At 31.7% G+C, this 9958-nt stretch carries 15 protein-coding genes; 11 read left to right on the top strand and 4 right to left on the bottom strand.

All coding sequences use genetic code 11. The annotated features are described in order from the left end of the window. Positions 1 to 140: 140 nt before the first annotated feature. Positions 141 to 1130 (bottom strand): hypothetical protein, encoded by a 990-nt coding sequence (locus tag COX95_01665; protein ID PIZ86336.1) that lies wholly within the window; start codon positions 1128 to 1130, stop codon positions 141 to 143. Between the two features lie 136 nt (positions 1131 to 1266). Continuing rightward, complete coding sequence (locus COX95_01660) at positions 1267 to 1812, bottom strand: hypothetical protein (GenBank protein PIZ86335.1); 546 nt, start codon at positions 1810 to 1812, stop codon at positions 1267 to 1269. Between the two features lie 181 nt (positions 1813 to 1993). Between COX95_01660 and COX95_01655 the strand changes: the two genes are divergently transcribed. The 11 genes from COX95_01655 to COX95_01605 all read left to right on the top strand — a co-directional run bounded on the left by COX95_01655 (position 1994) and on the right by COX95_01605 (position 8067). Further along, entirely contained in the window at positions 1994 to 2269 is a 276-nt protein-coding gene (locus COX95_01655; protein PIZ86334.1) for an acylphosphatase, read from the top strand. An 88-nt stretch (positions 2270 to 2357) separates the two neighbouring features. Beyond that, positions 2358 to 3233 (top strand): UTP--glucose-1-phosphate uridylyltransferase, encoded by an 876-nt coding sequence (gene galU / locus COX95_01650; protein ID PIZ86333.1) that lies wholly within the window; start codon positions 2358 to 2360, stop codon positions 3231 to 3233. 7 nt (positions 3234 to 3240) lie between these two features. Further along, positions 3241 to 4551, top strand: coding sequence for a hypothetical protein (locus COX95_01645; GenBank protein ID PIZ86332.1), 1311 nt, complete (start codon positions 3241 to 3243; stop codon positions 4549 to 4551). A gap of 2 nt (positions 4552 to 4553) precedes the next feature. After that, the gene (locus COX95_01640; protein ID PIZ86331.1) at positions 4554 to 5219 is read left to right on the top strand and encodes a hypothetical protein; all 666 of its coding nucleotides are present in this window, start codon (positions 4554 to 4556) and stop codon (positions 5217 to 5219) included. After that, on the top strand, positions 5219 to 5536 hold the full coding sequence (locus COX95_01635) for a hypothetical protein (protein PIZ86330.1): 318 nt from the start codon (positions 5219 to 5221) through the stop codon (positions 5534 to 5536). The genes COX95_01640 and COX95_01635 overlap by 1 nt, the downstream gene beginning before the upstream one ends. 35 nt (positions 5537 to 5571) lie before the next feature. Further along, positions 5572 to 5940, top strand: coding sequence for a hypothetical protein (locus COX95_01630; protein ID PIZ86329.1), 369 nt, complete (start codon positions 5572 to 5574; stop codon positions 5938 to 5940). A gap of 1 nt (position 5941) precedes the next feature. Beyond that, positions 5942 to 6322 (top strand): hypothetical protein, encoded by a 381-nt coding sequence (locus COX95_01625; GenBank protein PIZ86328.1) that lies wholly within the window; start codon positions 5942 to 5944, stop codon positions 6320 to 6322. 28 nt (positions 6323 to 6350) lie between these two features. Beyond that, complete coding sequence (locus tag COX95_01620; GenBank protein ID PIZ86327.1) at positions 6351 to 6698, top strand: hypothetical protein; 348 nt, start codon at positions 6351 to 6353, stop codon at positions 6696 to 6698. A 113-nt stretch (positions 6699 to 6811) separates the two neighbouring features. Continuing rightward, positions 6812 to 7132 (top strand): hypothetical protein, encoded by a 321-nt coding sequence (locus COX95_01615; GenBank protein ID PIZ86326.1) that lies wholly within the window; start codon positions 6812 to 6814, stop codon positions 7130 to 7132. A gap of 118 nt (positions 7133 to 7250) precedes the next feature. Then, positions 7251 to 7655 carry a nucleotidyltransferase gene (locus COX95_01610; GenBank protein ID PIZ86325.1) on the top strand — a complete coding sequence of 135 codons (405 nt, stop codon included), beginning with the start codon at positions 7251 to 7253 and terminating at the stop codon, positions 7653 to 7655. Further along, the gene (locus tag COX95_01605; protein PIZ86324.1) at positions 7648 to 8067 is read left to right on the top strand and encodes a hypothetical protein; all 420 of its coding nucleotides are present in this window, start codon (positions 7648 to 7650) and stop codon (positions 8065 to 8067) included. The genes COX95_01610 and COX95_01605 overlap by 8 nt, the downstream gene beginning before the upstream one ends. Before the next feature lie 2 nt (positions 8068 to 8069). On the opposite strand, the gene COX95_01600 is transcribed toward COX95_01605, so the two are convergent. Beyond that, positions 8070 to 8279 (bottom strand): hypothetical protein, encoded by a 210-nt coding sequence (locus COX95_01600; GenBank protein PIZ86323.1) that lies wholly within the window; start codon positions 8277 to 8279, stop codon positions 8070 to 8072. Positions 8280 to 8575: 296 nt separating this feature from the next. After that, positions 8576 to 9607 (bottom strand): histidine kinase, encoded by a 1032-nt coding sequence (locus COX95_01595; protein PIZ86322.1) that lies wholly within the window; start codon positions 9605 to 9607, stop codon positions 8576 to 8578. Positions 9608 to 9958: the final 351 nt, after the last annotated feature.

The following is a 9958-nucleotide window of genomic DNA, read 5'->3' as shown; positions in this document are numbered from 1 at the left end:
ATGCAAATTAGTCTTATACCACAAGGCTTTGATATGCATATTGGAAACTCCTTAGTTATTTGCAGGAGTCTCAAATGTTTCGTAACTTATTCACATATAAATGATAAGTTGGATGTACTTAATATAGGCTTATTGTTTGGCTAAGGATTTATTTTATTTATATCTATAAGGGTGCGTATTTTATATTCCGTCTTCTTTTGCTTAAGCCATTCATCAAGAGTAATAGTCTTTATAAGGATACGGCTTACTAAAACTTCGTTTTCTTTTTTATCATTGACCTTAATAATATTCAAACCATCAATGGTTTCTACTACATTACTTATCTCACCAGGCTTTAAACTGAATGCTGCATCCTCAAATTCTTGTGCATATTTGCCTTTAGAAACCCAGCCAAGATTTCCACCTTCGGCCGATGATTGATCTTCACTGTTCTCTTTTGCTACTTTTGCGAAATCCTCACCGCCTTTTACTTTTTTAAGAAGTTCGTCTACTTTAGATTTTTTATTTGCAATATCGTCTTTTTTTATTTTCTCTTCGACTTTGTTTCTGAGTATCTTTAAACCAATTTTTGCTTTAAAAGTGCTCATATCCCAATTATAATAATCCTTAATCTGTTTCTTTAGGGTGTCTTCACCATTCACTTCAACAAGCTTTTTATATTCATCTCCAATTTCAGTTTTGCTGACTTTTATATTCATCTTTTTCGCTTCAGCTTGAATAATTTTTTCTTCAATTAATTGATTCAATAGGTCTTCTTTTAAAGTTTTAAAAAGCTTCTGACCCTCTTCAGAACTAAAATCGGCTTTTTGTCCAACTTTGTAATAATTCTTATAAGAATCCAGATCTTTGTGATATTGACCTATTGTTATTATCCTACTCTTCACTAGAACAGCAGGATAAGGAACTACCCTAAGAACTGTCCTTGTAATAGAATCATGCCAAGAAAATTTGTAAACACCGAGGGCGAATATAATATTTGATACTAATATAAACGCAAACCCAAGAGCTATTATTCTTTTCCAAGGTAAAGGCTTTTTATTTGTAACTACTTGCTCAGTATTTTTTTCTATTAGAGTATCTTTATTTTCTCTAAGATCAGTTACATTATTTAAATTATCTTTTTTATCCATGATTTCCTTCCTCTAAAATCTATTATTTTTATGCCGTAAATTTCAGTTTACAATTATAGCAACTTAATCAAGTTGTGCAAATGTCAGGAAAAACAACTAACAGGTGACAATTGACAATTAACCATCTTGAAAAAAGTTAGCTGTCAGTTGTCAGTTGTTCTTTAGAAGAACTGTCTTTTAATTTTAATATTAAAGATTGAATCTTCCCAGGCATTGAAACATTCCTAATAATAAGATTATTTGTCTCACCTGCTGTTTGAACAATAACTGATCCGTATTTCAAAATTGTCGGTAAGATACCTTTAACACTGACTGTGATATCCTGTATTTTATCCAAATTGGCTTCAGATACGAATCGTTCGAAAAGACTTTTTTGCTCAGCAACGATAATTCTTTCGTTAGTAATTATAGCTGTATCCAAATACCAAATAGCCCAGGTATAAATACTGTAAGTTCCCCAGACTATAAAAATGATCAAAGCAATATAAGGAAACCATACTGAGTCAAACAATGCGATAAAATTAGAAATACCAATAAAATAGATAATGACGAAAGATACTAAAGGTATTAAGCTTATCTTTATTAAATCAGCAGAGAAAGTAAACAAATGATGATGAATCACTGTTTCTATTTCTTCGTTTTCTCTAAGAGATATTAAATTTTTAAAATAATTATCAAGCATTTATTCTATTCTATTATTTTGCTATTATATAAATATGAAAAAGGAGACGGCGCATAAAATTACCAAACAATTCCAAAAAGCGGTTTTTTTTGTATTAGTAATTGTAATGATCCTTAGTTTAATTCTACCATTATTTTTAAGCAGAATATACTAATTTAAGAGTTCCATTTTAAGTTAAATTATGAACAAGAGGCTAATTATAAATTTAGAAGGTAGAGTACAGAGAGTAGGCTTTAGAGTATATGCCTCATCTCAGGCTGAATCACGAGATCTTACTGGCTATGTAAAAAACGAAGTGGATAGATCTCTTACAATTATTACTGAAGGGCCTGAAGATAAACTTAAAGAATTAGCTGAGTGGGCAAAGCATGGACCGCGCATGGCATGGGTTACTAAAATGAAAATGAAATGGGAGGAAGCAACGGAAGAATTTAACAAGTTTGAAATTCGTTATTAATAATTATCAGTTGTTAACTGTTTCTTTCTAAAGTTGACCAATCATAATAAATTGAATAAAATCTAATCAGTAAATAATCGGACAATATATGGATAAACAAAAAGTAACAAAAGCAATACTCCCGGTTGCAGGGCTTGGCACTAGATTTCTTCCGGCAACTATTGCATCTCCAAAAGAAATGCTTCCCTTAGTTGATAAACCAGTTATCCAATACCTAGTAGAAGAAGCTGTGGCATCCGGTATCAATGAATTAATAATGGTTACAGGAAGAACCAAAAGAACAATTGAAGATCATTTTGATTACTCATATGACTTAGAGCACGCGTTACGAAGCAGGGGCAAATTAGATCTCTTAAAAGAAATAAAAACAATTTCCAATCTAGCAAACATAGTTTATGTAAGACAAAAAGAACCTTTAGGAGACGGCCATGCTATACTTTGCGCAAAACAAGTAATAAATGACGAACCATTCGCTGTATTATTCGGAGATGATTTAGTTGATTCCAAAGATCCATGCTTAAAGCAATTGATGGAAGTGTATGAAAAATATCAGGATCCAGTAATTGCTGTTGCCGAAGTACCAGAAAGCGAGGTATCACGCTACGGTGTTATAAAGGCTGAACATCTAGAAAATAATATCTATCAAATTTTTGACATGGTTGAGAAACCGGAAAAACATAAAGAGCCTTCAAATCTAGCTATCGTCGGAAAATACATTGTAACCCCCGATATTTTTGAAAATATTAAAAAAGCAAAACCCGGCAAAGACGGGGAAATAAGACTTATAGACGGCTTAAAGGAACTAATGAAAAAAAGACCTTTATATGCCTGCAAATTTGACGGAACATGGTACTCAACCGGTCATAAACTGGACTTCTTAAAAGCTACCGTAGCTTATGCTTTAAAAAGAGAAGATTTAAAAGAGTTTAAAGATTTCCTAAAAAAGTTCTTAGAAAATAATTAGGTAAAAAATGGAAAATAAATTCAAATTGATTGCAGGTATTATTGGCGGGATAATATTTGTTATCTTGGCTTTTTTTCTTATAAAAGTACTTATCGGCAAAAAAATAATTGAGAAAATTAACTTAACTTTCTGGAGCTATCAAGATGAAGAGGCCGATTTAAAACCTATCATAGATACATATACCAAAAAACACCCAAACATCAGTATAACCCTTAAAAAAATTGAAAATACACCTGGAGAATATGAAAAAATGATGACAGATGCTATTGCCTCCGGAGAAGGACCAGATATTTTACAAATCAGAAATGATTGGGTACCTAAACATTATAAAAAAATAACCGCTGTTCCGTCATCAACATATTCCAAAGGTGATTTCGAAAAAATATTTCAAAAAATTGCAAATACCGACCTAATATATAATGATAAAATTTACGCTATTCCTTTTTATGTAGATACCCTAGCAATCTTTTATAATCAGAAAGCGATGGGAGATAAGGTATTTGAACCTTCTGACACGTGGGAAAATTTCAAATCATCTATTAAAAAAATTAGGAATCTCAAGGGTGATTATATAAATAAAGCTGCAATAGCTATAGGCACGGCAGATAATGTAGAATATTCACAAGATATTCTTTACATGCTTATGCTTCAGAACAATACCCAAATGGTTTCTGATGATAAAGGAAAAGCATATTTTAATATTTCTACAAAAGATAAAAACGGTAATATTGTTTATCCGGGAACATCTGCTTTAGAATTTTATGCATCTTTTTCAGATCCAACCAAAGAAACATATACATGGAGAAAAGGTATGCCTAATTCTATCGAGGCATTTACTTCAGGAAAAACGGCAATGATGTTCGGATATGCTGCAGATATAAGAAGAATTAAAAAACTTACAAATGAAAAACTAAAATTTGAAGTTGCTACAGCTCCTCAAATACTTGGAAACAAGGTTTACTATGCAAAATACTGGGCTTATTCGGTAAATAAAAATTCAAAAAACCAAAAAACTGCATGGGACTTTTTAAAATTTGCAACAACTAAAGAACAATATAGAAAATATATTGAAAAAACATCTCTCCCGTCATCTATGATCGAATTTTCTGAATCTCAGGGGGGAAAATACGCAGTAATTTTTAATAAACAGACAAAAGATGCTAAAACTTGGTTTAAGGGTGATTGGGAAAAAACAGATAATGCATTTAGTGAACTAATCAATAACATTACAGTTAATAAACAGGGCCCTCAAGACGCTATTAACACCGCCTCTAAAAAAGTAACTGACATATTAGAAAATATGAAAGAAAATAATTGATAATGAAAAATTTAATTACCATAATAACATTGACTATAGTATTATTCAGCGCATCGATTATTTCTGCAGCGGATACATTCCGCTATGTCGGATCTAACCTTGAAGAAATAAAAGGGACCATAGGCGGAGAAACGCTTACACTAACAAGAAGTGCCCTAGATAATACACAATATACGGCGTATTCATCTGCATCAAAAAAGAGATTTTTTATCAATATCTCTGGAAATAAAAATAGTGGAGAACTGGTAGTATGCAATGTTAAGAATGCCGACGATATAGGCGCCGCAGATTGTAAACCAGGCCAGGCAATCGCAATACAAAATGCGGACCCAAATGAACAACCCGGCAATAATACCCCTCCGGCTCCGGGTGGCGGCGCGCTTGTTTGTCCAACGGGCGAAGTATATGAAACTGTTTTTGGCAAAATATGTGTAACGGATGATATCCTTGGGTCTTTCATAGGCATAGTCTACGCGTGGGTTGCGGGGATAATAGGAACCCTTTCTTTGCTTGGTTTAATTTATGCTGGATTCCTATATATAACAGCTACCGGAAACCCTGATCAAATAGGCAAGGCCAAGGATACTATAGTCACATCAATCACTGCACTTATTATAATATTATTTTCTTATGGACTTATAAAACTATTAATTCCAAGTATTAAATAATGAGTAATTATTTATTATTACATGCACTAGACCTTTGGAAAAATATAGAATGTATTGAAGGTGGTAATAACCCCAACGATCCATGCCAACTAAGTGATTTAGCAACTCTTCTAACAAATTTAATCAACGTTGCTTTAGCACTAGTTAGCACAATAGCTGTAATATTTATAATTGTTGGTGGTTTTCAATACATTACTTCTGCCGGTAATCCGGATAATATCGGCAGAGCTAAAACTACAATCCTATATGCTATTATTGGTTTAATTTTAGCTATTATTTCTTTTTCGATTATTAATTTCTTAACAGGAAGCTTTTAATACATTGCAAAATAAGCGTAAATATGGTATACTAAATGAAAATAATTAGCAAACTGACAACCGTTCTTTTAATAAATATTTTCCCGACATTTGTTTATGCAGACGATATTTTTGCAAATAAACAATGTAAGCCTAAAAATAATGGCGGCATCATACCTGATTGTATAATCCCCAAGGATCTTTTAGGATTATTAGGAATAGTAATTGAAATATTAATGGCTTTAGTAGGTACAATTTCTGTTCTGTTTATCATAATCGGTGGTTTTCAGTATATTACATCTGCCGGAAATTACGACAATATCAGAAATGCAAAAAATACCATTACATATGCAATAATTGGGTTAGTAGCATCATTAATGTCATTTGCAGTTATAACATTTATAATTGATCATGTAGGACAATAATATGAAGAAAGTTAAATACTTATTCTGGTTGTTAATTATATATACCTCCCCTGTATTAGCCAAAATAGATCCGCCAGTGAACCCCAATAATAACCCGTTACCAACAAAAACATTGCCTGAAATTATTTATTCTATTTCAAATTCACTAACACTACTTGTTGGAGTTATAGCAATATTATTTATAATAATAGGTGGATTTCAATATATTACTTCGGCTGGCAATCCAGATAATATCGGGAAGGCTAAGAATACCATACTTTATGGAATAATAGGTATAATCGTAGTACTTTGTGCCTGGTTAATTGTAAAATTCGTTATAAACAGCCTAATTCAAACGCCAGCAAGCAATAATTTACAAATTGTTTTCTTAGGCTATAATTAAATTATTAAATAAAGTTAGAGGAGAAAAAATGAAAAAATTGATTAAAGCTAGTCTTGCATTAATAGCTTCTACTCCAGCCATTGCATTAGCTGCCCCTTTGAGTCAGTGTCCTACAAATGCGGTTGGTGCATGCACCAGTACTCTACCAGAAATGATTACTGTTGTTTCAAATACTATGCTTCTACTTATTGGAATCATTGCTATTTTGTTCCTTATTATTGGTGGCTTTCAGTACATCACTTCAGCCGGAAATCCAGAGACAATTGGAAAAGCTAAGACTACAATACTTTATGCAATCATCGGTATTATAGTTGCTCTGATTGCTTACGTAGCCGTAAGCTTTGTTATTGGTAGAATAATAGCCCCGGTAGCATAACAAAATTGGTTATTCTTTAAATTACCAAAACCTCCGTTACTCTAACGGAGGTTTTGGTAATTATGTCAACTCTTCTATGGCTTTTGATTTTTCTTCATCCTAAAATATAAATAATGGATATATTTTTAAATACTATTATTTATGCTCAAAATAATATTCCGGCAAATGAAATACCAGTACCCAAACCATCAAGGGCAGTTGGGGGCGGATTACTTGATATTATTACAAAAGTTTCTAATACATTATTATTGCTGGTTGGAATAGTGGCTGTTTTATTTTTAATAATCGGCGGTTTTCAATATATCATCTCAGCCGGAAACCCTGAAACGGTCAACAAAGCTAAAACTACGATACTTTATGCAATAATTGGGTTAATTGTTACTCTTATTGCCTGGGCAATAGTTAGCTTTGTAATAGGCGCCTTGAAGGCATAACTATCGATTTTTATAATTGCAGAGACGTTAAGAATAACACCCTTAACAAACATCCTTAACAAGCTTAACTAATATCGGTAAGAGTTGAAAAAAGCATTGTATTATATAGAATATAGATATGGACAAAGAGCAATTAGAAAAAATAAAAGAAATTTTTTCACAATATCCCCAAGTAAAGCTTGTTTATCTTTTTGGTTCGCAGGCAAGAAAAAATATTGGGCCTTTAAGTGATTATGATTTTGCAATGTATTTAGATGAAAAAAATTCAATCAAAATGTATGATCTCCAATACATCATTCTAGCAAAGTTAAGCCGTTTACTTAAAACAGACCAAATTGATATTGTCATACTAAACCTAACAAATAAACCAGCATTAAAATATAACATTATTACAGAAGGTATATTAATCCTAGAAAAAGAATATTTCAAAACCTTAATTGAACCAAGAATATTAAACGAATATTTTGACTTTAGAGATTCTCTCATAAGACATAATTTAACTAAAGCAGGGGCGCATGACTAATCTAATGCTAATTGAGGACAAGATAAGTTCTATTAAAAAGTATCTAAAGATTCTTGAACGCTATAAAAAACTTTCTAGAAAAGAAATAGAACAAAACATAGATCTTCGGGGTGCTGTTGAACGATATCTTTATCTAGTCACACAAGCAACAATTGATTTAGCGGAAACAATTATTGCATATAAAAAATTCCGCAAACCAACAACTTATAGTGAAAACTTCGATATTCTAAAAGAAGAAACAGTAATCTCTACTGATTTGACTAAAAACATGATAGACATGGCCGGCTTTAGAAATATAATGACCCATGATTACGATAAATTAGACTATAAAAAAATTTATGATGTCCTAAAAAACAAACTTACAGACATTGAAAAATTTGTAAAATCGGTTTCTAAATATCTTTCTATATAACATTAAAGTAGTAGGCTCAAAACTTCTTTTCCAAACCCTGTAACTCTTATTTGTTTTAGATCTTTAAAATAATGTTCTCTTGTTTCTTTTCTAACATCAACCAGATTAAACATCATTAAAACTTCTTTGAGCGGACGGCTAAAGTCTTTAAACATTCTTTCTTTGTTTGGCTTTCCTTCATAATCTATCCATTTCAAGTGATAAGATTCCACCGTTTTTTTAATAAAATAATACCAATCAACCCATTCTCCCTCTGCGCCTCCAAAATGGTAAAGTAAAAATCCTATGATACTATCTATATGACTTTGAACAAATTCAGCCGTGCAAAAACCTTTAAAATCTTGTATCCATGGTTGTATACCCAGTTAAATTGAAAAAAATATGCTTCTATAACAAACATAAACTGTTCGGTTTTTGAAAGATCCAAAAACTGTCTTAGTTTAAAAGTAGCACGAAAATAGCCTCGGCGTTTTCTGATTAATCCTGTAATTTCAAAATGTTAATCTTATTACTTCCTAACCCTTTTAACCATAAACTCTACTGCTTCATTCATATTAATTGGAATAATCTTAATCTCTGGATAAGCATTCTTAAAGACTCTAAAAACTTCATCAGCAAAAGCTTGGCCTACTGTTGGAACTTTATCAAAATCTAAAACAACAGTTCTAAACCGATTTAGCGCAGATAGTACTCTCCGTGCTTGAGACCGAGAAATATAGATAGTACCCATGGTGTATAATTTAATCTCAATCTTGGTCTTATCAAAAGCATACTCTTTAGGATCGGTTTGATATTCCTTAAAAATATCTATAAGGTGTTTTTTAGAATTCAAAGAAATTGTAAATAGAACCTTAGTTCCCCTCTTGGAAGACCTTAATTCTTCAATAAAAACATCATTGATTAAATTGTCAATTCTTAAACGATAATCATGACTTTCTAGCATAAAAATATCCGCCGCCTTTGAAGTAAAAAAAATTCCTTCCCCTGAATGGAATTTTGGAGCAGTAGTGGTTTTACCTTTGAGTAAATCTTGAATGGCCTCAATCTCACTTGTAAGATTCCTTTTTTGCATGATATTTTTAAAAGCCCCGATTCCAAAATCATCAATAACGAATCTTAAATTTTTATCGTCTTTTATAGCTTCAACGTGGATAAATTTAGACTTAGAATGTTCTATGGCATTATTTAGCATCTCTAAAAAAGCGTAGTCAAAAATGCTTTTTACGTTTTCGTTTAAATGTTGCAAAAATGGATTTTGTGCAACAAGGCTATCAAGAACTTCATGTTCTTTTAGGTTTTCATTTTTAAGACGCTTTTTGATAGACTTCAAAAAAATAAAGGCATATTCAGGAAGAGTATAAACGGCATAACGATAAGACCCACTTCTTATAAGTTCACCTTTTCTTACCATTTCAGTAATAATAAAACTTATATGCTGTCGAGAAATTTTCCCTCCCAAGATATCAATGACATCTGAGGTCTTAATTTTTTTTCTCTCCCTGACAAGATTTGAGATTATTTTTTTTATTTGCACTGACATTTATATCTCCTCAAAAGTTAATGTCAAGTAAATTATAATCAATGTCAAGTTTAATGTCAACAGAGTTTTTACTACAAATTACTACAAGAATAAATCTTTGTAAGTTTTTTACAACTTATGCACCTAAGGAAAAACCACGTTCAATTTGCCAAAGGACTTGATAAGGACTTGTCAAGGGACGCACCCTTGCTATCTGGCAAGGGTGCGTCCCTTGACAATTTGATATTTAGCACTAGACTACTATAACCAAATAAATATAAATAATTTGAATGATCGAAAAAACTAATATATAAATACTATAAAAAAGATATTGATTAACAATATCTTTTTTATTTGTTATAATATTTATTG

This window comes from bacterium CG_4_10_14_0_2_um_filter_33_32 (genome assembly GCA_002792735.1).
Taxonomy (GTDB): domain Bacteria; phylum Patescibacteriota; class CPR2_A; order CG2-30-33-46; family CG2-30-33-46; genus CG2-30-33-46.
This window is presented reverse-complemented; position numbering and strand designations above follow the sequence as displayed.

What these genes read in the sequence shown, in the direction of transcription:
- COX95_01660 (PIZ86335.1), bottom strand. Translation starts at nt 1,812, where the DNA reads ATGCTTGATAATTATTTTAAAAATTTAATATCTCTTAGAGAAAACGAA.
- COX95_01640 (PIZ86331.1), top strand. Translation starts at nt 4,554, where the DNA reads ATGAAAAATTTAATTACCATAATAACATTGACTATAGTATTATTCAGC.
- COX95_01605 (PIZ86324.1), top strand. Translation starts at nt 7,648, where the DNA reads ATGACTAATCTAATGCTAATTGAGGACAAGATAAGTTCTATTAAAAAG.
- COX95_01630 (PIZ86329.1), top strand. Translation starts at nt 5,572, where the DNA reads ATGAAAATAATTAGCAAACTGACAACCGTTCTTTTAATAAATATTTTC.
- COX95_01610 (PIZ86325.1), top strand. Translation starts at nt 7,251, where the DNA reads ATGGACAAAGAGCAATTAGAAAAAATAAAAGAAATTTTTTCACAATAT.
- COX95_01625 (PIZ86328.1), top strand. Translation starts at nt 5,942, where the DNA reads ATGAAGAAAGTTAAATACTTATTCTGGTTGTTAATTATATATACCTCC.
- COX95_01615 (PIZ86326.1), top strand. Translation starts at nt 6,812, where the DNA reads ATGGATATATTTTTAAATACTATTATTTATGCTCAAAATAATATTCCG.
- COX95_01635 (PIZ86330.1), top strand. Translation starts at nt 5,219, where the DNA reads ATGAGTAATTATTTATTATTACATGCACTAGACCTTTGGAAAAATATA.
- galU (PIZ86333.1), top strand. Translation starts at nt 2,358, where the DNA reads ATGGATAAACAAAAAGTAACAAAAGCAATACTCCCGGTTGCAGGGCTT.
- COX95_01655 (PIZ86334.1), top strand. Translation starts at nt 1,994, where the DNA reads ATGAACAAGAGGCTAATTATAAATTTAGAAGGTAGAGTACAGAGAGTA.
- COX95_01620 (PIZ86327.1), top strand. Translation starts at nt 6,351, where the DNA reads ATGAAAAAATTGATTAAAGCTAGTCTTGCATTAATAGCTTCTACTCCA.
- COX95_01595 (PIZ86322.1), bottom strand. Translation starts at nt 9,607, where the DNA reads ATGTCAGTGCAAATAAAAAAAATAATCTCAAATCTTGTCAGGGAGAGA.
- COX95_01645 (PIZ86332.1), top strand. Translation starts at nt 3,241, where the DNA reads ATGGAAAATAAATTCAAATTGATTGCAGGTATTATTGGCGGGATAATA.
- COX95_01665 (PIZ86336.1), bottom strand. Translation starts at nt 1,130, where the DNA reads ATGGATAAAAAAGATAATTTAAATAATGTAACTGATCTTAGAGAAAAT.